Annotated in this window: 21 protein-coding genes; 19 read left to right on the top strand and 2 right to left on the bottom strand. The window is 70.8% G+C overall.

Annotated features, from left to right (window positions below; all coding sequences use genetic code 11):
- Positions 1–3: 3 nt before the first annotated feature.
- From AB0M87_RS15285 to AB0M87_RS15235, 11 genes are all read left to right on the top strand, one after another.
- Entirely contained in the window at positions 4–1,638 is a 1,635-nt protein-coding gene (locus AB0M87_RS15285) for a carbamoyltransferase C-terminal domain-containing protein (RefSeq protein WP_365852872.1), read from the top strand.
- On the top strand, positions 1,635–2,630 hold the full coding sequence (locus tag AB0M87_RS15280; protein WP_365852870.1) for a glycosyltransferase: 996 nt from the start codon (positions 1,635–1,637) through the stop codon (positions 2,628–2,630). The genes AB0M87_RS15285 and AB0M87_RS15280 overlap by 4 nt, the downstream gene beginning before the upstream one ends.
- Positions 2,627–3,181: an HAD-IIIA family hydrolase gene (locus AB0M87_RS15275; RefSeq protein ID WP_365852868.1), complete on the top strand. Its 555-nt coding sequence runs from the start codon at positions 2,627–2,629 to the stop codon at positions 3,179–3,181. The genes AB0M87_RS15280 and AB0M87_RS15275 overlap by 4 nt, the downstream gene beginning before the upstream one ends.
- The gene (locus tag AB0M87_RS15270) at positions 3,178–4,185 is read left to right on the top strand and encodes a glycosyltransferase family 9 protein (RefSeq protein ID WP_365852866.1); all 1,008 of its coding nucleotides are present in this window, start codon (positions 3,178–3,180) and stop codon (positions 4,183–4,185) included. Before AB0M87_RS15275 ends, AB0M87_RS15270 begins: the two co-directional genes overlap by 4 nt.
- Positions 4,182–5,144 carry a glycosyltransferase gene (locus AB0M87_RS15265; protein ID WP_365852864.1) on the top strand — a complete coding sequence of 321 codons (963 nt, stop codon included), beginning with the start codon at positions 4,182–4,184 and terminating at the stop codon, positions 5,142–5,144. The genes AB0M87_RS15270 and AB0M87_RS15265 overlap by 4 nt, the downstream gene beginning before the upstream one ends.
- Entirely contained in the window at positions 5,141–6,373 is a 1,233-nt protein-coding gene (locus tag AB0M87_RS15260) for a glycosyltransferase (RefSeq protein ID WP_365852862.1), read from the top strand. The genes AB0M87_RS15265 and AB0M87_RS15260 overlap by 4 nt, the downstream gene beginning before the upstream one ends.
- On the top strand, positions 6,370–7,002 hold the full coding sequence (locus tag AB0M87_RS15255) for an SIS domain-containing protein (RefSeq protein WP_365852860.1): 633 nt from the start codon (positions 6,370–6,372) through the stop codon (positions 7,000–7,002). Before AB0M87_RS15260 ends, AB0M87_RS15255 begins: the two co-directional genes overlap by 4 nt.
- A complete protein-coding gene (gene rfaE2 / locus AB0M87_RS15250) occupies positions 6,999–8,441 on the top strand; it encodes a D-glycero-beta-D-manno-heptose 1-phosphate adenylyltransferase (RefSeq protein ID WP_365852858.1) in 1,443 nt (480 codons plus the stop codon). Before AB0M87_RS15255 ends, rfaE2 begins: the two co-directional genes overlap by 4 nt.
- A gap of 71 nt (positions 8,442–8,512) precedes the next feature.
- Entirely contained in the window at positions 8,513–9,487 is a 975-nt protein-coding gene (locus tag AB0M87_RS15245) for a glycosyltransferase family 9 protein (RefSeq protein ID WP_365853409.1), read from the top strand.
- Positions 9,477–10,415: a glycosyltransferase gene (locus AB0M87_RS15240; RefSeq protein ID WP_365852856.1), complete on the top strand. Its 939-nt coding sequence runs from the start codon at positions 9,477–9,479 to the stop codon at positions 10,413–10,415. The genes AB0M87_RS15245 and AB0M87_RS15240 overlap by 11 nt, the downstream gene beginning before the upstream one ends.
- 20 nt (positions 10,416–10,435) lie before the next feature.
- The gene (locus tag AB0M87_RS15235) at positions 10,436–11,341 is read left to right on the top strand and encodes a glycosyltransferase (RefSeq protein ID WP_365852854.1); all 906 of its coding nucleotides are present in this window, start codon (positions 10,436–10,438) and stop codon (positions 11,339–11,341) included.
- Between the two features lie 39 nt (positions 11,342–11,380).
- Here AB0M87_RS15235 and AB0M87_RS15230 read toward each other — a convergent pair whose 3' ends face one another.
- Positions 11,381–11,749 carry a DUF6479 family protein gene (locus AB0M87_RS15230; protein WP_365852852.1) on the bottom strand — a complete coding sequence of 123 codons (369 nt, stop codon included), beginning with the start codon at positions 11,747–11,749 and terminating at the stop codon, positions 11,381–11,383.
- A gap of 153 nt (positions 11,750–11,902) precedes the next feature.
- Here AB0M87_RS15230 and AB0M87_RS15225 point away from each other — a divergent pair, with 153 nt between their 5' ends.
- On the top strand, positions 11,903–12,058 hold the full coding sequence (locus AB0M87_RS15225; protein ID WP_365852850.1) for a DUF6131 family protein: 156 nt from the start codon (positions 11,903–11,905) through the stop codon (positions 12,056–12,058).
- Here the strand turns inward: AB0M87_RS15225 and AB0M87_RS15220 are convergent.
- Positions 12,049–14,562, bottom strand: coding sequence for a beta-N-acetylglucosaminidase domain-containing protein (locus AB0M87_RS15220; RefSeq protein WP_365852848.1), 2,514 nt, complete (start codon positions 14,560–14,562; stop codon positions 12,049–12,051). The genes AB0M87_RS15225 and AB0M87_RS15220 overlap by 10 nt on opposite strands.
- Before the next feature lie 149 nt (positions 14,563–14,711).
- Between AB0M87_RS15220 and AB0M87_RS15215 the strand changes: the two genes are divergently transcribed.
- The 7 genes from AB0M87_RS15215 (at position 14,712) to AB0M87_RS15185 (ending at position 24,139) form a co-directional block, all read left to right on the top strand.
- Positions 14,712–16,556 (top strand): MBL fold metallo-hydrolase, encoded by a 1,845-nt coding sequence (locus tag AB0M87_RS15215; RefSeq protein WP_365852846.1) that lies wholly within the window; start codon positions 14,712–14,714, stop codon positions 16,554–16,556.
- The gene (locus AB0M87_RS15210) at positions 16,553–18,361 is read left to right on the top strand and encodes a hypothetical protein (RefSeq protein WP_365852844.1); all 1,809 of its coding nucleotides are present in this window, start codon (positions 16,553–16,555) and stop codon (positions 18,359–18,361) included. The genes AB0M87_RS15215 and AB0M87_RS15210 overlap by 4 nt, the downstream gene beginning before the upstream one ends.
- Positions 18,361–19,410 (top strand): LacI family DNA-binding transcriptional regulator, encoded by a 1,050-nt coding sequence (locus AB0M87_RS15205; RefSeq protein WP_365852842.1) that lies wholly within the window; start codon positions 18,361–18,363, stop codon positions 19,408–19,410. The genes AB0M87_RS15210 and AB0M87_RS15205 overlap by 1 nt, the downstream gene beginning before the upstream one ends.
- 272 nt (positions 19,411–19,682) lie before the next feature.
- The gene (locus AB0M87_RS15200) at positions 19,683–21,104 is read left to right on the top strand and encodes an extracellular solute-binding protein (RefSeq protein ID WP_365852840.1); all 1,422 of its coding nucleotides are present in this window, start codon (positions 19,683–19,685) and stop codon (positions 21,102–21,104) included.
- Between the two features lie 5 nt (positions 21,105–21,109).
- Positions 21,110–22,072 (top strand): sugar ABC transporter permease, encoded by a 963-nt coding sequence (locus tag AB0M87_RS15195; RefSeq protein ID WP_365852838.1) that lies wholly within the window; start codon positions 21,110–21,112, stop codon positions 22,070–22,072.
- Positions 22,069–23,010, top strand: a complete 942-nt coding sequence (locus AB0M87_RS15190; protein ID WP_365852836.1) for a carbohydrate ABC transporter permease — start codon at positions 22,069–22,071, stop codon at positions 23,008–23,010. The genes AB0M87_RS15195 and AB0M87_RS15190 overlap by 4 nt, the downstream gene beginning before the upstream one ends.
- Before the next feature lie 7 nt (positions 23,011–23,017).
- Entirely contained in the window at positions 23,018–24,139 is a 1,122-nt protein-coding gene (locus tag AB0M87_RS15185; RefSeq protein ID WP_365852834.1) for an ROK family protein, read from the top strand.
- Positions 24,140–24,150 lie beyond the last annotated feature (11 nt).

The raw sequence follows: 24,150 nt of genomic DNA, 5'->3' as shown, positions 1-24,150 counted from the left end.
CGCATGCGTGTCCTTGGTGTCAACGCTCTCTTCCACGATCCCGCCGCTGCTCTGATCATCGACGGGCGGATTGTGGCGGCGGCTGAGGAGGAGCGCTTCAGCCGCCGCAAGCACGGCAAGCGGCCGATCCCGTTCTCCGCGTGGGAACTGCCCGAGCTCTCCGCCCGCTGGTGCCTGGAGCAGGCCGGCCTCACACCGGCGGATCTGGACGCGGTGGCCTACTCCTACGACCCGACGCTCGCCCGCCCCGCCGACCAGATGGGCCTCAACGATCCGTGGGACCACCTGCGCCAGGACTACGCCCGGCGCGCACCGGATTTCCTTGCCGAAGCGCTGCCCGGGCTGGCTCCGGAGAAGGTGCGCTTCGTGGCCCACCACGTGGCCCACGCGGCATCAGCAGGCCAGGCGTCCCCGCACCCGGACTGCGCGGTGCTGGTCCTGGACGGCCGCGGCGAATGCGGCTCCCACCTGGCCGGACGTTACTCCGACCGCGAACTGACCGTACTCAATACCCAGAGCCTTCCCGACTCCGTCGGCCTGTTCTACGAGGACCTGACCCAGCACCTCGGTTTCCTGCGCAGCAGCGACGAGTTCAAGGTCATGGCACTGGCCTCGTACGGCACCCCGCGGTACAAGGAGCAGCTGGCCGAGCTGGTGCACGCCGACGGCAACGGCGGCTTCCGGGCCGCGCCCGTTCCGTGGGCCTCACTGGTCCCGCCGAGGGACCCGGGAAGTCCGTGGACCCAGGACCACGCCGACCTGGCGGCCAGCGCCCAGTGCTGCCTCGAGGACGTCATCCTCGACCTGGCGCGCTGGCTGCACGCCCGGACCGGCGAAGACGTCCTCACCCTGGCCGGCGGAGTCGCACTGAACTGCGTGGCCAACACCAGGCTCTACCGGGACAGTCCCTTCGAGCACATCTGGGTGCAGCCCGCGGCGGGCGACGCCGGCACCGCGCTGGGCGCCGCCCTGCACGTCGCCAACGAGAAGGAACCGGTGCAGGCGATGCCGACCGCGGCCCTCGGGCGCGGTTGGAGCGACGAGGAGCTGCGAGGCTGGCTGGAGCGCGCCGCCATCCCCTACGAGGAGCCCGACGACATCGCGGAAACCGTCGCGGAGGAACTGAGCAGGGACGGTGTGGTGGCCTGGTTCCAGGGGCGCAGCGAATTCGGCCCACGAGCGCTCGGCCACCGCTCGCTGCTGGCCCACCCCGGCAGGGCGGAGAACCTGGAACGCCTCAACGCGGTCAAGGGACGCGAGGAGTTCCGCCCGGTCGCACCGATGGTGCGCGCCGAACGGGCGTCGGAACTCTTCGAAGGTCCGCTTCCCAGCCCCTACATGCTCTTCGTCCACCACGTAGCCGAAGAATGGCGCAAGCGCATCCCCGCCGTGGTCCACGTGGACGGCACCGCACGGATCCAGACGGTGGACAGCGACACCGAACCGCTCGTGGCGCGCATGCTCAGCGCCTTCGAGCGACGCACCGGTCTGCCTGTCGTGGTCAACACCAGCCTGAACACCGCGGGCCGGCCCATGGTCGACGACCCCCGCGACGCCCTGGAGTGTTTCGGGTCGGCGCCCGTCGACCTGCTGGCACTCGGACCCTTCGCCGTGCGACGAGGGAAGGTGTTCTCTTGACGGCCGACGACACGTACGCCGTGGTGATCCCGACCATCGGTCGCGCCTGCCTGGCCGACTGCCTGCGCGCGCTGGCCGCCACCGAGGGGCCCGCGCCGGTGGAGGTGGTGATCGTCGACGACCGCCCGGACCCGGTCGGCGCGTTGTCGCCGGCCGGTGCCGGAGTCCTGCGCGACCGGGTTCGTGTCCTCGCAACCGGGGGCCGTGGCCCGGCCGCCGCCCGTAACGCCGGGTGGCGAACCACCGGAGCTCCCTGGGTGGTTTTTCTCGACGACGACGTACGGGTGTATCCCGACTGGGCTGCCCGGCTCCGCGACGACCTGGCGGCGGCGGGCGCCCGTACGGGCGGTGTACAGGGCCGGCTACGAGTACCGCTGCCCGAAGAACGCAGGCCGACCGACTGGGAGCGGGGAACGGCAGGGCTCGAGCAGGCCGCCTGGGCCACCGCCGACATGGCCTATCGAACGGCCGCGTTGAAGGAGGTCGGTGGATTCGACGAGCGGTTCGCACGGGCGTTCCGGGAGGACGCGGACATCGCGCTGCGGGTCATGGACGCCGGCTGGTCGCTGCTGGTCGGCGAACGCCTCACCTGTCACCCGGTCCGCGCCGCCGATCCCTGGGTGTCCGTCCGCGCGCAGCGGGGGAACGCCGACGACGCCCTGATGAGCCATCTGCACGGCCGCGACTGGTGGCATCGTGCCGAAGCCCCTCGCGGCCGGTTGCCCCGGCATCTCGTGGTGACCGCCGCGGTGCTGGCCGCTCCCGCTCTCGCGGCGGTCGGCCGTCGCCACGCCGCCGCAGCCGCCGCGACGCTCTGGGCCCTGGGCACCGCCGAGTTCGCCCACGCCCGGATCGCGCCGGGTCCGCGCACCGCGCGGGAGGTCGCCACCATGGTCGCCACCAGCGCCGTCATCCCGCCGCTCGCCGTCCGGCACTGGCTCTCCGGACTGATCCGGCACCGTGGTGCCACGCCGGTGCGAGGTGTGACATGACCGGTGCACCAAGTCGGCGGCGCCCGGTGGCCGCGGTGCTGTTCGACCGGGACGGCACGCTGATCGAGGACGTGCCGTACAACGGAGACCCCACCCTGGTGCGGCTCATGCCCGGTGCCCGGGAAGCTGTCGCACTGCTGCGGGCCCGGGGCGTCGCCACGGGCGTGGTCAGCAACCAGTCCGGCATCGGCCGCGGCCTGCTCACCGAGGACCAGGTCCGCCGCGTCAACGAACAGGTGGACAAGCTCCTCGGCCCGCTCGGCACCTGGGTGTTCTGCCCGCACGGTCCCGACGACGGATGCCGCTGCCGCAAACCCGAACCCGGGCTGATAGTCGAGGCGGCCCGGCGGCTCGGTGTGGCGCCCGAGGACTGCGCCGTGGTGGGAGACATCGAGGCGGACATGGCGGCCGCGCGCGCGGCCGGGGCGCACGCGGTGCTCGTCCCGAACGCGGCAACACTGCCCGCAGAGGTCGCATCGGAACCCCGCACGGCTCCCGACGTCCTCACCGCGGTGCGCGAACTGCTCGAGGAGAAGGGGGAGAAGCCGTGAAAGCCCTCGTCGTCCGTCTGGACAGCTTCGGCGATGTCCTGCTCGCGGGGCCCGCGGTCCGGGCCGTCGCCGCCCGGGCGCGGCACGTGACCATGCTGTGCGGCCCGCGCGGCGAACCCGCGGCCCGGCTGCTGCCGGGCGTCGACGAGGTGCTCGTCTGGGACGCCCCCTGGGAGGGCGTGAGTCCGCCGAGCGTCGACGAGGCGGACATCGAAGCCATGGTGCGCAGGGTACGGGCGGCCGCCTACGACACCGCGCTCATCCTCACCTCCTTCCACCAGAGCCCGCTGCCGACCGCGCTCATGCTCCGGATGGCACAGGTGCCCCGGATCGGCGCCGACAGCGTGGACCATCCCGGCCGCCTCCTCGACGTACGCCACCGCCGGCTGCCCGGACGGCACGAGGCGGAAGCGGCACTCGACACCGCCGCCGCGATGGGCTTCGTACCCGCGGCCGGTGACGACGGCCGGCTGCGGGTGCTGCCCGCACCCGACACGGTCGGCCTCACCGGCAACGGGCCCTATGTCGTGGTGCACCCGGGAGCCAGCGCGCCCGCGCGCGCCTGGAGCCCCGACCGCTGCGCCGAGGCGGTGACCCTGCTCGCCGACGCTGGCTTCCGCGTCGTTGTGACCGGTGGTCCGCACGAGGCCGCGCTGACCCGCCGGGTCAGCGGCGACGCGGCACTCAACCTCGGCGGCAGGACCGACGCCAGGAAGCTGGCCGGCATCCTGCGCACGGCCGACGTGCTGGTCAGCGGGAACACCGGACCCGCGCACCTGGCCGCCGCGGTCGGCACGCCCGTCGTCTCACTCTTCTCCCCGGTGGTTCCGGCCGACCGCTGGGGACCGTACGGAGTACGCAGCGTGCTGCTGGGCGACCAGCGGGCACCCTGCGCGGACAGCCGCGCCCGGCACTGCCCCGTCCCGGGGCATCCGTGTCTGAACGAGGTCACCCCTCAGGACGTGGTGCGCGCTGTGCAGAAACTGCTCAAGGAGAGCGCATGAACGTCCTCATCTGGCATGTGCACGGTTCCTGGATCACCTCCTTCGTCCAGGGGTCGCACACCTATCTGGTTCCGGTCACCCCTGACCGCGGGCCGGACGGGCTGGGGCGGGCCAGAACATGGGATTGGCCGGAATCTGTACGGGAACTCACCCCGGAACAGCTCCGCGCGGCTCCCATCGACCTGATGGTGCTTCAGCGTCCGCACGAAGTGAAGCTCGCCGAGTCCTGGACCGGCCGGCGCCCGGGCAGCGATGTGCCCGCCGTCTACGTGGAGCACAACAGCCCGCACGAAACCCCCGTGGAGACCCGGCACCCGCTGGCCGACCGGGACGACATCCCCATCGTGCACGTCACCCACTTCAACCGTCTGATGTGGGACAACGGCCGGGCACCCACCACCGTCGTGGAACACGGCATCATCGATCCCGGGCGACTGTGGACCGGCGAGAAGGAACGGGCCGCGGTTGTCGTGAACGAGCCGGTACGCAGGGGGCGCACGACCGGCACGGACCTGTTGCCCCGCTTCGCCGAAATGACCCCGCTCGACGTCTTCGGCATGCGTACCGAGCAACTGGCCGACCACCTGGGCCTGTCGGCCGAACGATGCCGTACCCGGGACCTCCCCCAGGCTCAGCTCCACCCGGCGATGGCCGGTTGCCGGCTCTACCTCCATCCCATCCGCTGGACATCACTGGGACTCTCGCTGCTCGAGGCGATGTTCCTCGGCATGCCGGTCGTGGCACTCGACACCACGGAAATCCGGGAAGCGGTTCCTGACGGAGTGGGAGTCGTCTCCAACCGGTTCGACGTCCTCGAAAAGGGCGTGCGGGAGCTTCTCGCGGATCACGGACATGCCAAACGCATGGGGGAGGGTGCCAGAGCCGCCGCGCAAGCACGTTACGGGGTGCGGCGCTTCCTGGACGACTGGGAACACCTGATGAAAGAGGTCACGCGATGAGGTACGCCCATTCGACTCCCCGCGTCGCCATGGTCTCCGAGCACGCCAGCCCGCTGGCCGCGCTCGGCGGCCCCGACGCGGGTGGACAGAACGTCTACGTCGCGCAGCTCGCCGGGCATCTGGCCCGACGCGGCCACGAGGTCACCGTGTACACCCGCCGCGACGCCCCCGACCTGCCTGCTCAGGTCACCACGCCGGACGGTGTGAAGGTGGTCCACGTGCCCGCCGGGCCGCCCGCACCCGTACCGAAGGACGAACTGCCGGTCCATATGCCGGCGTTCGGTGACTTCCTCGGCCGGTGCTGGAGCGCCGATCCGCCTGACGTGGTGCACGCACACTTCTGGATGTCCGGAATGGCCGCCCTGGCGGGCGCCCGGGGTCTCGGCGTCCCCGTCGTGCAGACGTACCACGCCCTGGGGACGGTGAAGAAGCGGTACCAGGGCGCCGAGGACACCAGCCCCGCCGAACGCATCGCCATCGAGGCGAGCATCGGCCGCGACTGCCGACGCGTGCTGGCCACCTGCGCGGACGAGGTGTCGGAGCTGACCGCCATGGGGGTCCCGCGCGACCGCATCTCGGTCGTTCCCTGTGGCGTGGACACCACCCACTTCACACCCCTCGGAGACGCGACGCGGGACTCGCGGGCACCGCGGCGCCTGGTGGCCGTCGGCCGGCTCGTCCCGCGCAAGGGATTCGACCGCGCCATCCGCGCCCTGGCCGAGGTGCCGGACGCCGAACTGCTCATCGCCGGCGGCCCCGAGGCGGCCCTGCTCTTCGCCGACCCGGAGGCCGAGCGGCTCAGCCGGATCGCGCGGGAGTGCGGTGTGGCGGACCGGGTGCGGCTGCTCGGCGGGATACCTCCGGCACAGATGCCCGCGCTGATGTCGAGCGCGGATCTGGTCCTGTCGATTCCCCGCTACGAGCCGTTCGGCATCGTGCCGATCGAAGCCATGGCCTGCTGCGCGCCGGTGGTGGCCACCGCGGTCGGCGGCCACCTCGACACCGTGGTGGACCGCGTGACCGGGGCGCTGGTGCCTCCTCGCGACGACGGGAAACTGAGCGGAGTCATCCGCTCGCTTCTCGACGACCCCGAGCGCCTCGCACGCTACGGCGCGGCCGGCCGCCGACGGGTGCTGAGCCGCTACACCTGGGACCGGGTGGCGGACGGCGTCGCCCGGGTCTACGACGGCGTCACCACGGTCCCCTCACTCTCGGAGGCCACCCGATGAAACTCGTCACCACCGGTCAGCACTGCGACGACCTGATGGACGCGCTCACCGAGTTCCGTGAGTCCGGCCCGACCGTCCAGCGATGGGGCGCCCAACTGGCCCGCCGCCTCAGCGGCGGCGCCAGACTGCTCGTCGCCGGCAACGGCGGCAGCGCGGCGCAGGCGCAACACCTGACGGCCGAACTGGTCGGCCGTTACCGCGAGGACCGCCCGCCCTTCTCCGCGCTGGCGCTGCACGCCGACACCTCGTCCACCACCGCCATCGCCAACGACTACGGCGTACAGGAGGTGTTCGCCCGGCAGACCTGCGCCCACGGCCGGCCCGGCGACGTCCTGATGCTGCTGTCGACCAGCGGCGCGAGCGCCAACCTGCTGTCCGCGGCCACCGAAGCGCACCGTATCGGCATGCTGGTCTGGGCCATGACCGGGCCGGCGCCCAACCCGCTGGAAGCGGTGAGCGACGAGGCGCTGTGCGTCAACGCGCCGGTATCGGCGACCGTCCAGGAACTGCACCTGGTCGCCGTGCACATGGTCTGCGAGGCGTTCGACCGGGCGATCGAGGAGAACACGGCAGCCGCCGAGCGACGGACAGCCGGCGAACACCGCACGCGGAAGGAGGACAGCGCATGAACCGCCCCACGCCCCTGCTCGTGGTCGGAGACGCGCTGCTCGACCATGACCTGACCGGCCGGGCCGAACGACTGGCGCCCGACGCGCCGGTCCCCGTCGTCAGCGATACGCGCCTGGTCGCCAGGCCGGGCGGGGCTGCCCTGGCGGCTTACCTGGCCGCCGTGGAAGGCCGAAACGTCACCCTGATCACGGCCCTCGGCGACGACGAATCCAGCAGCACCCTGCGCCGGCTGCTGAAGGGCCGCGTGCGCCTGGTGGAGTTGCCGCTCTCCGGCGAACTGCCGTGCAAGACCCGCATCATGGCGCAGGGCCGGGCGCTGCTCAGGCTGGACGACGGGGAGGGACGGGCCAGCGCGGCGACGGACGAGGCACGCTCCGCCGTCGCGGCGGCCCGCGGGATTCTCGTCGCCGACTACGGCCGCGGCACCGCTGACGTACTGCGCGAGGCCCTGGTGGGAGCCGCCGCACGGGTGCCCGTCGTGTGGGATCCGCACCCGCGGGGCGGACCGCCGGTACGAGGGGTTCGACTGGCCACGCCGTCCGCGGCCGAGGCGCGCGCGTTCGCCCGTAACGGTCGCGCGGCGGCGGACACACCGCACACCTCGGCGGACGACCCGGGAAGGGAGCTGCGCAGCGCAGCCGCCGACGCCCTGGCCCTGGTCCGGTCCTGGGGGGTCACTTCCGTGGCGGTGACGCTCGGCGAGCGCGGCGCTCTGTTGTCGCACGGTGAAGCACCCCTGCTGGTGCCCACTCCCTGGCAGGCGGAGGGCGATGCCTGCGGTGCGGGCGACTGCTTCGCCGCGACCGCCGCAGGGCTGCTGGCCGATGACGTGCTGCCGGAGACGGCCGTCCAGGGCGCTGTGCGGGCCGCCACCCAGTATGTGGCCAACGGCGGTGCCCGCGCCCTGGTCATCGAAGAAGCATCCGCGCCTCCGGAGCAGACCGGCAGCGAACAGGCGGCCGGCGGCTCCGATGTGGCGGCGCGGGTCCGTGCCACCGGCGGGACCGTCGTCGCGGCGGGCGGCTGCTTCGACCTGCTGCACGCCGGCCATGTCGCGCTGCTGCAGGCAGCCAGGAGGACCGGCGACTGCCTCATCGTCTGCGTCAACTCCGACGCGTCCGTGCGGCGGCGCAAAGGAAGCGGGCGGCCCCTGGTGCCCGCCGCCGACCGGGTCCGGGTGCTGCGGGCCCTGGAGTGCGTCGATGCGGTGGTCGTCTTCGACGAGGACACTCCCGAACGGTTGCTGCGCGAACTGCGCCCGCACATCTGGGTCAAGGGCGGAGACTACGCCCTGGGCCAGTTGCCGGAAGCGGCGCTGGTGGAGAGCTGGGGCGGCCAGGTCATGCTGCTGCCCTACCTCGACGGACGCTCCACCACCGAGCTCGCCGAACGGGCGGCGCTGGCGCCGGGAGCCGCGAACGCGAACCTCCGGAAGTGATGGCCCCGGTGACCTCCACGTCCTCCAACTCGTCCCCGACTTCGACGTCCTCTGCTCCGGCGCGGCCCCGTCTGCTGGTGCTGCGTGCGCTGGGCCTGGGTGATCTGCTCGCCGGCGTGCCGGCGCTGCGCGGGCTGCGGCGGGCCTTTCCCGGGCATGAGATCGTCCTCGCCCTGCCTCCCGGGCTGCGCGAGGCGGCCCTGGCCACGGGGACCGTGGACACGGTGTTTCCGGCCGAGGCGCCCGGCCGGGGCGTCCCCTCCCTGCGCGGGTGGCCGGGGCCCCCGCCGGACCTGGCCGTCGATCTGCACGGCAACGGCCCCGAGAGCCACGACGCGCTCGCCGAACTGTGCCCCCGCCGCCTGCTTTCGTACGCCAGGCCGGAAGCGGCACTGGACGCCCCGCCCCGCTGGCGCGACGACGAGCACGAGCGGGCCCGCTGGTGCCGCTTCCTCGCCGCGTACGGCATCCCGGCCGACCCCGACGATGTGGCCCTGCCCCGCCCGGCCGGTCCCTCGCTCGCCCCCGGCGCCGTCGTGGTGCACCCCGGAGCCGACTCCGCCGCCCGGCGGTGGCCCGCCGACCGTTACGCCGAGGTCGTCGGACGTCTTCGCGCGGACGGTCACCGGACCGTACTCACCGGGGGCCCCGGAGAGGACGAGCTCTGCGGGTACATCGCGGCCCGGGCGGGACTCGACCGCCGGGACGTGCTGTGCGGCGGCCTGCCGTTCGGCGAGTTGTCCGCGCTCGTCGCCGGGGCGGCGCTCTTCGTCAGCGGTGACACCGGCCCCGCGCATCTGGCGGTCGCCCACGGAACCCCGTCGGTCACGCTCTTCGGCCCCGTCGCGCCGCACCTGTGGGGGCCGCCTTCCGTCGATCGGCATGTGGCCCTCTGGCACCCCGGGCCGCCCGGCGACCCGCACGGGACGGAGCCCGACCCGCTGCTGCTGCACATCGCTCCCCACCAGGTCGTCACCGCCGCGACGCGTGCGGCCTCGGCCGGATGGTCCCGCGACGGCCTGGAGGTGGCGGGTCATGGTCGATGACACCGCGGACCGGTCCGCCCGGCCGGCCACCCAGGACGCAGCGGCAAGCGCCCAGCGGCCCGACAGCCGGATCACCGTCGCCGTCATCACGCGCAACCGCCGCGAGAGCGTGCTGCGCACCCTCGACCGGCTGGCCGCGCTCCCCGAGCGGCCCCCCGTCATCGTCGTGGACAACGATTCCAGTGATGCGACGGCCGCAGCCGTACGCTCGCATCCGGCGGGGGCACGTCTGCTGAGCCCGGGACGCAACACCGGCGCCCTCGGCCGGAACCTGGCGGTGCGGCAGGCCACCACGCGCTACGTCGCCTTCAGCGACGACGACTCGTGGTGGGAACCAGGGGCCCTGCGGGCCGCCGCGGACCTCCTGGACGGCCACCCGCGCCTCGGGTTGCTCGCCGCACACACGCTCGTCGGTCCCGGCAATGCCGAGGACCCGCTGAACGCGCTGTTGGCCGACTCGCCGCTGCCCAGGGAGCCGGACCTTCCCGGTCGTCCGGTCCTGGGCTTCCTGGGGTGCGCCGCCGTGGTCCGACGCCGTGCGTTCCTTGAGGCCGGCGGCTACCACCGGGTGCTGTTCTTCGGCGCGGAGGAGACCCTGCTGGCCTACGATCTCGCCGCCTGCGGCTGGGGCGTCTCCTACGAACCGTCCGTCATCGCCCATCACCACCCGGCCCCGGGTGAACGTCCCGGCCGCTCGCCCGCCGTGCGGCGCAACGCGCTGCTCACCGACTGGCTGCGGCGCCCCCTCCCGGTCGCCTTCCGCCGTACGGCCGGGCTGACGGCTGATACCGCCCGCCGGAAACCCGGCGCGGCGACCGCGCTGCGGGGAACCCTCATCAGGCTCCCGGCAGCACTGAAGCAGCGCCGCCGGCTTCCCGCCCGTGTGGAGAACGCCGTGCGTCTGCTCGAACGGGAGGCGGAACGTTGAGCGCGACAACGGAGGGAACAATGCAGGACTCCATGGACACCCGTACCACGGTGGTCATCATCACCAAGGACCGCTGCCAAGAACTGCTCCGCACCCTGAAGTCGTTGCAGGCCCTGCCGGAACAGCCTCCGGTGATCGTCACGGACAACGGCTCGGCCGACGGAACGGCCGATGCCGTCGCGCGGAACTTCCCCGAGGTTCTCCTGCTGCGGCCCGGCCGCAATCTCGGGGCCGTGGGACGTAACCTGGCGGTGAGCCGGGTGGGTACCCCCTACGTGGCTTTCTGTGACGACGACACGTGGTGGGACCCCGGGGCGCTGCGGGCCGCCGGAGATCTGCTGGACGAACGGCCAGGGCTGGCGGCGGTCACCGCCAGGATCATCGTGGAGCCTGCCGGGGAGGAGGATCCCGTCGTCGCCGACATGCGGGATTCGCCGCTCTCCGGCCCGGACTGGCTACCGGGCCCGGCTCTCGGATCGTTCCTGGCAGCCGCCACGGTGATGCGCACCGACGCCTTTCGGGACGTCGGAGGGTTCCATCCCGGGCTCTGGTTCGGTGGCGAAGAAGAACTGCTGTCCACGGATCTGCTGCGACGCGGTTGGTGGCTGAGCTATGTGGAGAGCCTGACCATCCACCATGCGGCGTCCACCGTGCGCGACAGCACGGTACGGCGCATCGTGGGGCTCCGCAACACACTCTGGTACACCTGGCTGCGCCGCCCCCTGATGCCGGCCCTGCGCCGTACCGGATACCTCCTGCGGACCGTGCCACGGGACGCGGCGTCCGTACGGGCCTTCGCCCGCGCGGTGGCCGGGCTGCCCTGGGTCCTGAGGCAGCGTGACCCGGTGCCCCCCGAGCTGGAAGCCCGACTGGCCCTGCTGGAGCGGGCTCAGCGGGTCTCCGTGGCGCGGAAATACGTGGGCTGACCGGCGGCCGCAAAGCTGACTTCAGCCGCTTCAGCCGTTTCAGCCACCGAAACCGCCGCTGCCGAAACCTCCTCCTTCGTCCTCCTCGTCCTCCCGCGGATCCTGGGACTCGCTTCTCTTGGACCCGGTCGTCCCGAAGTCCTTGATCTCATGCGGGAGGAGCCGTTCCTTGCCCCGTGGCACTTCGTCCGGTTCCCGGTACTCGCTGGATTCGTAGACGGGCCCGCCATTCGGCAGTTTCGGCTGTTCCTCGGGTTTGGGCGGCGGCGATTCATTCGCTCGTACCCTGCGCCCCCAAGCGAACGCGGCGAGTAGCAGCCCTACGACGACCAGCCCCCCGAGGGGGAGGTAGAACCACGCCCCGGCCCCGACAGACCCGACAGATGCAGCGAACTCCGGTGTTTTCATAGCAGTGGACTGCCCTTCGGAGGTGTTCGTATCCCCTTGTTCATTGTTTTTTCAGCCGATTGAAGCGCGCGAGTTGGCAGAGCGTCGGCGCGGTATTTCAGCGGTACTCTTCATAGGGAACAAGAGAGGGCGTTCCGCGATCGGAGGTTCGTCGTGATCACTCTCGGCGTCATTCTTCTCATTGTCGGGCTGGTGACCGGGCTCGGCATCCTGTGGACGATCGGAATCATCCTGCTGGCGATCGGGGTCGTCCTGTGGGTGCTCGGAGCGGTGGGCCGCGCGGTCGGAGGGCGCAGGCACTACTGGTGATCGAGGTGCGCCACCTCGAAGGACCGGACAGCGAGCAGCGCGTCCTGGTCGGCGGTGGCACGGGCGCGGACGTAGCGGGCGCTGACACCCTCGGCGGGCCGGAAGGAGACTTCCGCCGTCGTGTCGAAGGCGGTCAGAGGCGTCCAGTTCCGTCCGTCGGAGGAGTACTCGAGTTCTCCGTGCTCGATGATGTCCCCGCCGGCGCCGGGTGCGCCCATGTCGAGACTGATCCGGCCCAGCGGACGCTCGGTGCGCAGGTCGAGGCTGACGTAGGAACCCTTGGCCACGGGAGACTTGTTCCAGTACCACGTGGTGTCGTCGCCGTCCGTCATGCGGAGCGGCGTGTGGTCCTGGTGGGTGCGCATGTTGGTGGACGGCCGCGCGGGGATGGGCAGACCGAGCGACCGGTCATCGGCGGCTTCGGCGTCCGCCACGAAGATGTCGAGCGTGCCCTCGCCCACGACGGCGGGAACACGGTTGCCGTCGACGTCGGTGTAATGGTGTGAGCCTGCACGGTCGACGAGTCCCTTGAGGCTCCGGCGCAAGGTGCTTGCCTTCTCCCGCTGCCCCTGGCGCGCCGCCACGACCATGTCGAGCGCCGTCGCGTCTGCCCGGGCCCAGTCCTCCGCGGCAGCCAGCCACGGCTGGGTGTCCCGGACGAACTGCCGGTCCGCCAGGTGCGCTCGCAACACGCCGGGCGCAGCCATCAGTTCCTGCAGTCTGCCGCGGAGCCGCTCGGTGTCGCCGCTCCGCCAGAAGTCACGTATCGCCGAGTTGAGATCGGGACCCTGACCGGTGTCGAGGACGGAGTCGTAGGTAACGTCCGCCACCGCCCGCAACGCTTGCGCCACCGCCCGGTTTCCCCCGGCGAGTCGGCCGATGGCGGCGGACCAGGAGGACGCTGGGTGATAGGCGCCGTCGTTCCAGGCGAAGTCGGCGACCGTGGCGAGCGCGACCTTGGACGCCGAGGGTTGGATCATCGGGTTGGCGACGATGCCGGCGACGTGGGCCCCGAGGCCCTTCTCCCGGCCGGTGTAGGGCCCGAGCATCAGCCTGTCCGTCGCGTAGTCGTTGACCGGGTAGTTGTCCCAGAGCAGCACCTGATGCCCGAACACGCGGCGTGCGGCGTCGGCCGTGGCGACGGTGACGGTGGGTGACACCACGTCGGTGCCCGTCCACTGCACTATGACGTCGGAGTCGAGATCGGCAGCTATGGCCTGCTTGTAGGGAGTGGATCTCACGCCGGCGTACTCGGTCGGGACCATCTGCAGCGGCGCCGCCCCGTCGTGACCGACGATGAACTCGTGGTCGACGCGGTTCAGGAGGTACGACTGGGCTCGGCCCGCGGCTGTGGCACCCGACCCGAATTCCGCCTCGTCCTGGGCGCAATTCCAGGTGGTGTAGTTGACGTCGTCCAGCGGTACGACGAAGCGCCGGACCCCGATCTTCCACAATGAGGTGAATTTGTCGGTCAGCGCCCGCAGGTCGGCGTCCGAGCTGTAACAGGCGGACAAGCCGGGGGAGAGGGCATAAGTGAAGCCGACATGACGGTCCCGGGCCCTGTTGACCAAGGCTTTGAGGTCGGCCAGTTCCTTGCGCGGGTAGGGGTCTCGCCACTTGGCACGCAGGTACGGGTCGTTCTTCGGCGCGTAGGTGTAGGTGTTCATCTTGTGCTCGCCGTAGAAGTCGAGCTGGTCGAGTCTGCTGCTCTGCGACCAGGGTGCGCCGTAGAAGCCTTCGATGACGCCGCGCGTCGGTGTCGTCGGCCAGTCGTGCACGGCCACGCCCGGCACCCGTGTACCCGCGTGTTGCCGGTGCGGCAGCAGCTGGCTCAGCGACTGGGCGGCGTAGTACGTGCCCGCTCCGTCGTTGCCCGCCAGCACGATCTCCCCGGCGGAATGGGCCGATCCGCCGCCCGCGGCCAGGATGTATCCCTCGTGGTGTGAGGCTCCTGACCGGGAGACACCGAGGTCGCGCAGTGCCGTGGTGACACCCGAATCGGCCGTGAGGCCGACGCGTACGGTCAGACGGCCCCTGCTGAGGTGGCTGCCGTTCTTCGCCGGCACGACATGATGCGCGCCGGCCGCCCGGAGCGCGGCCTCCGCGGCCCGCACCGCGGGACCGTCGGCGGCCGGTCCGGTCACCAGCGAGACGCTTGACGTGACGGTGACGAAGTCGCGGCGCTGCCGCTCCTGCTGGGGCGTGGGGGAGATGCTGAGGTGCTTGCCGGTGGGCAGTGGCTCGGCCGACCCGGAGGGGAGCAGACCCACGGTCGTGCCGGCCACGAGTGCGAGGACGAGGCAGCTGCCCGCCAGTCGCGCCCGCGGGCGGCGTACGAGTGTTTCCCAGCGGCGCTCGCTCCGGTCTCCTCCCGCCGACGCCTCGGCCCGTCCGCTGTATCCGTCCTGCTGTGCTCGGGAGTCGTCGTCCTCGATCACAAGCTCTCCGCCCTCCGTCATCGGCGCACCGGTGTGGCCCCGTTCCCCGCATGGGATCGATCCCATGCGGGAACGTAACCACATCGGCCGGAGACGTCAACGCATCTGTCACAGAAGCCGGTCGCGGGACCGTTGACGCGTCTTCATCTGCCATGGCATCGTTCCCACATGGGATCGATACCATGTGGCGCCGCGTGGCGCAGTGAGGAACGTCTGTGCAGTGCCATCGGATAGCCGACGATGTTTTCCGCTACCAGGACACCTGTCATGTGTATGTCCTCCGGTCCGGCGCCGACGCCGTACTGATCGACTTCGGCTCGGGGGGCGTCCTTGACCACCTGCCCGAGCTGGGCATCGACCGGATCACCGACATTCTCATCACGCACCATCACCGGGACCAGGTGCAGGGCCTCTCCCGTGCCGCCGCGGCCGGCATCCAGATCTGGGTGCCGCCGGTCGAACGAAATCTCATCGACGATGTCGACGAACACTGGCGTACCCGGCCGCTCGACAACGACTACGACGTACGTCAGGACCGCTACTCCCTGCTGAACCAGGTGCCCGTCACCGGCACCGTCGCCGAATACCGGACCACCCGGTACGGCGCCTTCGACATCCACACGATCCCGCTGCCCGGGCACACCGTCGGCTCCGTCGGCTACCTGCTCGACCTGGGCGGCCGGCGCCTGGCGTTCACCGGCGACCTGATCCATGGCGAGGGCCGTCTGTGGTCGCTGGCCGCCACCCAATGGGCCTACACCGGCTTTCACGAGAACGCCGGCATGGAGGGAGTGGCCGCGACCATCCTGTCCTGCCTGCAACTGCTCCGGCAGGAACCCGACGTACTGCTCCCTTCGCACGGTGAAGCGGTCACCGACCCACCCGCCTCGATCGACCGGCTGCGCGGGCGGCTCCAGGAACTGCTCGACATGCGCCGCCGCACCCCGTGGAACCCCGAGCGCATGCTGAACGAGCCCTGGCAGCACATCACTCCACACCTGCTGCGCAACACCACCAGCATGGCCCGCTCCTACGCCCTGCTCTCCGAGAGCGGCACAGCCCTGCTGTTCGACTTCGGCTTCGATCTGACCACCGGACTGCCCGGCGGACACGACCGTTCCTCCCGTCGTCCGCTCCTCGCCTCGGTCGAGGCGCTCCATCGCGACCACGGCATCGACCGGGTCGAGGTCGCCCTGCCCACGCACTACCACGATGATCACGTGGCCGGATTCAACCTGCTGCGTGAGGTGCACGGCACGGAGGTCTGGTCACCCGACCACATCGCGGACGTTCTTTCCGCGCCCACCCGCTGGGACCTGCCGTGCCTGTGGTACGACCCCATCACGGTCGACCGGGTGCTGCCCCAGGAGGGTACGGTCCGCTGGCGCGAGTACGAGATCGGTGTGCACCACCTGCCCGGGCACACGCTGTACGCCGCCGCGTACTCCTTCATGGTGGACGGCCGCCGGGTCATCGCCACCGGGGACCAGCAGAACACCGTCTGGGACCCCGGCACGGCCGAGCCGGAACTGCTCAACTACCAGTACCGCAACCGCTTCCGGATCGACGACTTCGTGCGCAGCGCCGAGCTGTATCAGGTCCTCCGTCCGGAAGTGATGATCAGTGGGCACTGGCCCCCGTTCGATGTCACCGACGGCTACCTGGACATGCTGCTCACCGAAGGCACCCGGCTCGCCCGGCTGCACCGGGACATCCTGCCGCGCGACGTGGACTTCGAGGCCGAGGGATTCGGAGCACGGATTTCCCCCTACCGCAGCGCCCCCGGCCCCGGCGGCACCGTCCGGATGACCGTCGAGGTGCGCAATCCCTTCCCGCAGCAGGAACAGGCCCTGCTCACTCTCGTCGTTCCACCCGGGTGGAGCGCCGAACCCCTGGTACAGAAGCTCGACATCGACGGGCACCGCTGTGCCGAGACGGAGTTCCTGGTGCGGATACCGGCATCGGCGTCGGCGGCCGAGAGGCAGCGGGTGGCCGTGGACATGATGGTGGGCCGGATGGCCTTCGGCCAGCAGGCGGAGGCCCTGGTGAGCGTGCGATGAACCGTCCGACCGCGAAGCAGAGCGCGGAGGGCGGGATCGAGGTGGAGGCGCCGGCCTGGCGGATGACCGTGGCCGCCGACGGTATGAGCGGCCTGCTGCGGGACGCCGGACAGGGATCCCACCCCGTCGACCTCCACCTTCCGGGTGTGCTGGACCGGACCGACCGCACCGACGAGACGCTGGCGGTCGATCCTCCCGTGCTCGACACACGCGGCGAGCTGCCCGTCATCACCGTCCGCCGTCGCAGCAGCGCCTGGACCGGCGCTCTCACCCGGATCGAGTGCACCCCCGAAGGGCCCCAGCTGAGCTTCGAGGTGACGGGGCAAGGAGCCCTGAGCCAGGTGCTCCCGCTGGCCGTGCGCGCCGCGCTCGGCGGGCGCGGTGGCGGGCTGCGCCCCAGCGGTCACGCGTGGCAGACGCTCTTCACTCCCAACCCGGGGCCGCCGCGGCGGCTCAGCAGGGGAGCGGGGGAGAGCGCTGTCATCGGCGTGCACGGTGACGCGCGCCCCGGACGCGGTCACTGGTTCTTCACCCCGGCGCCGCTCTGTCTCGCCCTCACCGAGGACCCGTTGTCGGATGACGCGGCGCCCGACGAGTACCTCGCCGGTCGCCCGTGGTGGACGCTGTCGGTCGGTGCCCCCGTCGCCGAACTGACCTTCACCGAGATGGCCTATGTGCCGTCGGACGGTGGCTTCCACCTGCGCTTCGCCTACGAGGGCCACACCCGGGTCGACGGTGTCCACCGCAGCCCTGCGGTCCTTCTCGCACCAGGGCACCGGGATCCCTACGCCGGGCTGAGTGCCCACCGCCGCTGGCTGGAGACCCGGGGCTGGGCGTCCGTGCCGCGTGCGGCCGGAGCCGGACAGCCGGCCTGGTGGACCGAGCCGATGTTCTGCGGATGGGGCGCCCAGATGGCCCGTGCCCGCGACACCGGCCGGCCGGCGCCCTCGCTCTCCAGCCGAGCCGAGTACGACACACACCTGGCCCACCTGGAGGCGCACGGGCTGGTGCCCGGCACGGTGGTCATCGACGACAGCTGGCAGCGGCACTACGGCCGTTGGCAGCCGGATGAGGAAAGGTGGCCCGGTCTGGCGGACTGGATCGCCGAGCGCCATGCCCGGGGGCAGCGCGTGCTGCTGTGGTGGAAGGCGTGGTCCACCGACGGTGTACCGGACGAGTTCTGCGTCCGTACCGCCGAAGGACGGCCGGTCACCATCGACCCCGGACACCCCGGTGCCCGCGCCCTGCTGGCCGAGAACATCCGCCACATGCTTTCGTCCGACGGCCTGGACGCCGATGGGCTGAAGATCGATTTCACCGCCGACACGCCGACCGGGGAGGGGTTGCGCTCGCACGGCGAAGCCTGGGGGATCGCGCTGCTGCATCAGCACCTCGGTGTCATCCACCGGGCGGCCAAGGCCGCCAAGGCCGACGCGCTCGTCGTGACACACACTCCGCACCCGGCTTTCGCCGACGTCACCGACATGATCCGCCTCAACGACATGCTGCGTCTGGACGACCCCGACCCGTACGCCCCGGTCGTTCCGCAGATGCGTCTGCGCGCCGCGGTCGCCGCGGCGGCCTGTCCGGGCCTGCCGGTGGACACTGACGACTGGTGCGCACCCGATCGTGAACAGTGGCGGGCCTACACCGCGATGAAGGATCAACTGGGCGTCCCTGCCCTCTATGTGGCGACGCACCTCGACCGCACAGGTGAACCGCTGGAGGAGTTCGACTACGCTTCGCTGCGGCGACTGTGGTCCCGGTGGCGTGAGCGTGCCGGGGAGAGGGGCGGGGGAGCCTGATGGGCAAGGAAGAGGCCGGACCCGGCGGTTCCCGGGGCAGGCGTGCGCGGGCAACGCTGCGTGATGTCGCCGAGGCCGCACAGACCTCCCGTTCCACTGCCTCCCGTGCGCTGGGGGGCCACGGCTACGTCGCGGAGCACATCAAGGCACGCGTGCGCGAGGCCGCCGACCGGCTGGGTTACGTACCGGATGTCTCGGCACGCACCCTCAAGGGCAGTTCCAGTGGCCTGGTCGGCCTGCTCGTCTCCGACCTGCGCAACCAGTTCTACGCCGAACTGGCCGCCGGCGTCGAGCACACCCTGTCCGCTGCCGGATACCAGGTGGTACTGGCCGACGACCACGGCGACGAGCAACGGGCCGTGAACGGAGCCCGGGCGTTCCTTGCCATGCGGGCGGACGGGGTGCTCCTCGCCCCGGTCGGCCGGGCCGCCACCGAGGTGCTCGTCGAGCACGGCACCCCCGTCGTGGAGGTGGATCGCCGATCCGGTGTGCGCGGCTGCGATGTCGTGGCCATCGACAGCGAACACGGGGCCCGCATCGCGGTCGAGCATCTGATCGATCTCGGCCACCGGGAGATCGCCATGGTCGTGGACGAGACGAAGTGGGACACCGGCCGGGGGCGGCTCAAGGGGTACCGGGCCGCGTTGCGTGCGGCCGGTCTGCCCGCTTCGCGCCGGCACGTGCTCGATCTGGGTCTCGTGGAGTCGGGGCACGAGAGCGAGTTGGCCCGCTTCCTCGACGGCGGTACCGAAGTGACGGCTGTCTTCGCAGCCAACAACGTCGTCGCCGAGCTGATCTGGCAGGAACTCAAGCGACGGGGCAGCGCTGTGCCCGAGCGCTGCTCCGTGGTGTCGTTCGACGACCTCGGCTGGATGAGGATGGTCGAGCCGGGGATCACCGCGGTACGGCAACCGGTCTTCGAGATGGGCAACCGCGCCGCCGAACTGCTCCTGGGACGGGTCGGGCGCGGCGGCGGTGGTCGGTCGGGAACCGAGGTTCTCCAGCCGGAACTGGTGGTCCGCGGCTCGACGGCGGCTCCGAAGAGCTGAGCCGCGGCAGCCTCCGCATCCCCGGCGCGACCCGCGGTCCTGCCGGGAGTTACGCATGCCTGAAAACGGGCGGCGGCGTGGCAGTTGCGGTGCCGGCGGACACCGTACGAGCCGTTCGGTAATACCCGAGCGAAACCGTTGACGGGCCCGGCCAATGTGGTTACGTTCTCATGTGGGATCGATGCCACACGCCGGAACGAGTCGTTCCGCCCCCTCCCGGTCGTGTCAGCAGCGTCGGTCAACCGTGTAGCCAGCTGCTCAAAGGAGAGATCATGGCGGCACCACCCCGGCACATCCGCCGGCAAACAGACTGCCGGCAGGCAAACGGCCGGCAGGCAATCCGCCGCAAGGCGATCCGCCGGAAGACAGTGGGACTTGTCTCGGGCTTCGCACTGCTCCCGGTCCTGACCGGCTGCGGTGGTCTGAGCGTCACCGGTGGCGACCCCGACTCGTTCACCACCATGGGGTACGGCATGGGTGACGCCCTCGCCACGGACCGGATCGACACGGCCCGCGCCGCTCTCCCCGGCCTGCACATCAAGGTGAACGAAGGCGCCTTCGACCAGCAGCAGTTCCTCTCGGCCGTCGCCGCGGGCGACCCGCCGGACGTCGTGCACATGGACCGGGCGCTGATCGGCGGATACGCCGCCAGGGGAGCGCTCATGCCGCTCACCGACTGCATCAGCCGCAAGCACATCGACACCGGTGACTACTACCGCACCGCCATCGACGAGGGCTCCCTGGACGGTGTGGTCTACGCCCTGCCGGACTCCTACGACAGCCGCATCCTCCTGATGAACGACAAAGTCCTCAAGGAGAACGGCACCGATCCCGCCGACGTGACCACCTCCGACTGGTCCGCGCTGAAGAAGCTCACCCAGAAGTTGCAGCGCCATCACGGCGACAAGCTGACTCGTATCGGGTTCGACCCGAAGATCCCCGAGTTCTTCCCGCTGTGGGCGAAGGCCAACGGCGCGGACCTCATCAGCGCCGACGGACGCACCGCGCAGCTGAACGGCCCGCGCGTGGTCGAGGCGCTCCGCTACGCGGTGGGGCTGATCGACGCGCAGGGCGGCTGGGGCCGCTTCAAGGCGCTGCGCGATTCCTTCGACCAGTTCGGCGCCAAGAACGAGTTCGTACGCGGTCAGATCGGTGCGTTCCCGATGGAGGACTGGTACGTGAACGTCCTCGCCGGTACCTCTCCCCACATCGACCTGGGCACCGACACCTTCAAGGACCGCAAGGGCAACATGCTCAACTGGACATCCGGTTACGGCTGGGCCATCCCCAAGGGGTCGCCGCACGCCGCCGAGGCCTGCACCTTCGTCAAGACCATGACGGCCACCGACACCTGGGTGCACGCGGCGAAGGCCAAGGCGAAACAGGTCCGGAAGACCGGCTCGCCCTACACGGGTGACGTCACCGGTAACGCGGTGGCCGACCGGATCATCGAGAAGGACGTGTGGAAGCCGACCGGCAACGCGGCGTTCGACAAGGCCACCCGTACCCTCTACACCATTTCCGGGAAGGGCTTCACCGTCCCCTCCAATGCGGCAGGGAGCGAGTTCAAGGACGCCTGGCAGAACGCCGTGAACCGGGTCCTGTCGGGGGAACAGAGCCCCCAGCAGGCGCTTGACCAGGGACAGCGCGAGGCACAGAGCGCCCTCGACCTCGCCCATGAGGGGGAGAGGTGAGCGCCGTGACCACCACCGACACCCTGCGCAAGAACCGGGCCGGACGAGGCAGCGGGAGCCGGCGACCGGCCTGGCGCCGACGTGAGACTTGGGCCGCCTACGGGTTCATCTCGCCGTGGATCATCGGCTTCCTGGTCTTCACGGCCGGCCCGATGATCGCCAGCCTGGTCCTGTCCTTCACGAACTACGACGGCATAGGCGCCTCCCACACCGTGGGTCTCGCCAACTACCGGCACCTCTTCGAGGACCCGGCCGTCGCGAAGTCACTCATGAACACGCTGATCTTCGCGGTTCTGCGGGTGCCGCTGTCCATGGCGGTGGCGCTGCTGCTCGCTATGCTGCTGCTTCGCGTCGGCCGCGCATCCGGCTTTTTCCGCACCCTCTTCTACCTGCCGGTGATGACTCCCTCGGTAGCCGTCGGCATCCTCTTCCTGCTGCTCTTCAACGGCAATGTCGGCCTGATCAACCACGTCCTGGGCTGGTTCGGCATCAGCGGTCCCGCCTGGACCACGGACGGTCTGTGGGTCAAGCCCGGACTCGTCCTCACCAGTCTCTGGTCCGTCGGCTCCACGGTGATCATCTATCTCGCCGCCCTGAAGAGCGTGCCCCGCGACCTCTACGAGGCGGCCGAACTCGACGGTGTGGGCCGCTGGAACGCCTTCCGGCACGTCACGTTCCCGCAGATCTCCGGGACCCTCTTCTTCACCCTGATCGTCAACACGATCGCGTCCCTGCAGACCTTCACCGAGGCCTACACCGCCTTCTTCGGCAGCTCCAACTCCCAGACGTACAGCAATGACGCGGCACTGTTCTACGTCGTCTACCTCTTCCAGCAGGCCTTCCAGTACACGCACATGGGCTACGCCTCCGCACTGGCCTGGCTGCTGTTCCTGGTGATCCTCATCATCACCGTCGTCCAGACGAAGGTGAGCAAGCGGTTCGTCTACTACGAGGGGGATGAGCGATGACCCAGCTCTCCGTGCAGACCACGGACGTCCCGGCGGACGGCGCGGCCCCGCCCATTCCGCCCGAAGCCGGGAAACGCCCCGCGCGCCGCAGCACCGACCCGCGTGGTCAGGCCGGGCCGGTGGGACGGGTCCTTCGCGTGCTCGGCCTGACCGTCGCCTCGGTCGTGTTCATCTATCCGTTCCTCTGGCTGATCAGCGCCTCGCTCAAGCCCTCCCAGGACGTGTTCGACAACGCGCTGATCCCGCACGTCTGGCAGCTCAAGAACTACGTCGAGATCTGGCACGCCGTACCGCTGCTGACCTGGATCGGCAACAGCGTGGCGGTCACCCTGGCCGCCGCCGTGACGGTGACCGTGAGCAGCGCCGTCGTGGCCTTCGGCTTCGCCTACTTCCGTTTCCCAGGCCGTAACGTGCTCTTCGCCCTCGTCATCGGCACGATGATGCTGCCGTCCGTCGTCACCATGGTGCCGCAGTACCTCATCTGGAACTGGCTGCATCTGGCCAGTACCCAGATTCCGCTGTGGGCCCCGAACCTGTTCGGCAGCGCCTTCTACATCTTCCTGCTGCGGCAGTTCTTTCTGGGCCTGCCCCGGGAGCTGTTCGAGGCGGCCCGCATCGACGGCGCCAGTTACTGGACGATGTTCTGGCGCATCGCCGCGCCGCTGTGCCGCCCCGCCCTCATCGTCACCTTCATCTTCGAGGTGCAGGCGTCGTGGACGGACCTGGTGCGACCGCTGATCTATCTCCGGGACCCGAACCTCTACACCGTGCCGCGAGGACTCAAGGCCGTGCTCGACCAGTTCGGGGACGGCGGAGAGATGAGGTGGGAGGTCGTCTGCGCGGCCAGCGTGGTGGTCACCGTGCCCATGATCGTCGCCTTCTTCGTCTGCCAGCGGCACTTCACCGAAGGCATCGCCACCACAGGAAGCAAAGGTTGAGCAGGACATGATGACGTACGACCACGGGGGCACCACCGGCCGGGCTGTCCTGGCACTCGACATCGGCGGAACGAAACTCGCTGCCGGCGTGGTGCGGGAGGACGGCACAGCCCTGTCCTTCGTCTCCTGTCCCACCGAGGGGCAGGAGGGCCCCGACGCGGTCCTCGACCGGCTGTTCACTCTCGGAGCGAGTGCGCTGTCCGACGCCGGCATCGAAGCAGCCCGGGCCGACGGGCCGCTCATCGGCTGCGGCGTCGGCTGCGGCGGCCCGCTCGACTCGGCCGCGGGGGTCCTGATCGCTCCGCCGCACCTGCCCGGCTGGCTGAACATCCCCGTCACCGCGCTTGCCCAGGACGCCTATGGACTGCCCGCGGTCCTCGACAACGACGGCACCGCGGGCGCCGCAGGCGAGTGGCGGTTCGGTGCCGGGCGCGGCAGCCGCCACCTCGTCTATCTGACGGTCTCCACCGGTATCGGCGGCGGCGTCGTCATCGACGGACGCACCTATCGGGGGGCCGCGGGCAACGGAGGAGAACCCGGGCACGTCACGGTGCGCTCCGAGGGCCGCCGCTGCCGCGGCTGCGGCCGAACCGGCTGCCTCGAGGCGTACGCCTCGGGAACCTCGATCGCGGAACGGGCCGGTGAGGCGATGCGCCACGCAGCCGAACGCGGTGAGAGCACCACCCTGGCCGCGGTCCCGCCACCCACCGCGGCCGACGTCGCCCGTGCCGCCCGCGAGGGCGACAAGCTGGCCTCCCGGGTGTGGGACGAGACGGTGGACGCGCTCGCCGGCGGCCTCACTTCCATCATCAACCTGTGGGAGCCCGAAATCGTCGTGCTGGGCGGCGGCGTGCTCCGCTCAGGAGACCAGCTCCTGCTGCCGCTGCGGGAGAAAGTGGCGCACCTGGCCATGGGCCCGGCCGCCGACGCCGCGCGGATCATGCCCGCCGAGGCGGGCGATCTGGCCGGAGTGCTGGGCGCCGCCGCCATCGCGTTCGAACGTCTGGCGGCCGGCTCGTCGCGTCCCGGTGTCTCCCCGGCAACGCCGGCCCCCGCGGTCCGTCCCGTTCCCCCGGTCACGGCCCGGCCGCCCGCGGGACCACACCCCCGCACCGCGCCCGTCTCCTAGACCCGCGATCC

Source organism: Streptomyces sp. NPDC051320 (genome assembly GCF_040682175.1).
Lineage (GTDB): Bacteria > Actinomycetota > Actinomycetes > Streptomycetales > Streptomycetaceae > Streptomyces.
Note: the sequence above shows the minus strand (reverse complement) of the source record. Positions and strands in the feature narration are given on the sequence as shown.

Excerpts from the sequence above, each read along its gene's own strand:
- AB0M87_RS15220 (WP_365852848.1), bottom strand. The coding sequence starts at position 14,562 with ATGGGATCGATCCCATGCGGGGAACGGGGCCACACCGGTGCGCCGATG.
- AB0M87_RS15255 (WP_365852860.1), top strand. The coding sequence starts at position 6,370 with ATGAAACTCGTCACCACCGGTCAGCACTGCGACGACCTGATGGACGCG.
- AB0M87_RS15190 (WP_365852836.1), top strand. The coding sequence starts at position 22,069 with ATGACCCAGCTCTCCGTGCAGACCACGGACGTCCCGGCGGACGGCGCG.
- AB0M87_RS15260 (WP_365852862.1), top strand. The coding sequence starts at position 5,141 with ATGAGGTACGCCCATTCGACTCCCCGCGTCGCCATGGTCTCCGAGCAC.
- AB0M87_RS15230 (WP_365852852.1), bottom strand. The coding sequence starts at position 11,749 with ATGAAAACACCGGAGTTCGCTGCATCTGTCGGGTCTGTCGGGGCCGGG.
- AB0M87_RS15285 (WP_365852872.1), top strand. The coding sequence starts at position 4 with ATGCGTGTCCTTGGTGTCAACGCTCTCTTCCACGATCCCGCCGCTGCT.
- AB0M87_RS15205 (WP_365852842.1), top strand. The coding sequence starts at position 18,361 with ATGGGCAAGGAAGAGGCCGGACCCGGCGGTTCCCGGGGCAGGCGTGCG.
- rfaE2 (WP_365852858.1), top strand. The coding sequence starts at position 6,999 with ATGAACCGCCCCACGCCCCTGCTCGTGGTCGGAGACGCGCTGCTCGAC.
- AB0M87_RS15265 (WP_365852864.1), top strand. The coding sequence starts at position 4,182 with ATGAACGTCCTCATCTGGCATGTGCACGGTTCCTGGATCACCTCCTTC.
- AB0M87_RS15210 (WP_365852844.1), top strand. The coding sequence starts at position 16,553 with ATGAACCGTCCGACCGCGAAGCAGAGCGCGGAGGGCGGGATCGAGGTG.
- AB0M87_RS15185 (WP_365852834.1), top strand. The coding sequence starts at position 23,018 with ATGATGACGTACGACCACGGGGGCACCACCGGCCGGGCTGTCCTGGCA.
- AB0M87_RS15240 (WP_365852856.1), top strand. The coding sequence starts at position 9,477 with ATGGTCGATGACACCGCGGACCGGTCCGCCCGGCCGGCCACCCAGGAC.
- AB0M87_RS15275 (WP_365852868.1), top strand. The coding sequence starts at position 2,627 with ATGACCGGTGCACCAAGTCGGCGGCGCCCGGTGGCCGCGGTGCTGTTC.
- AB0M87_RS15235 (WP_365852854.1), top strand. The coding sequence starts at position 10,436 with ATGCAGGACTCCATGGACACCCGTACCACGGTGGTCATCATCACCAAG.
- AB0M87_RS15200 (WP_365852840.1), top strand. The coding sequence starts at position 19,683 with ATGGCGGCACCACCCCGGCACATCCGCCGGCAAACAGACTGCCGGCAG.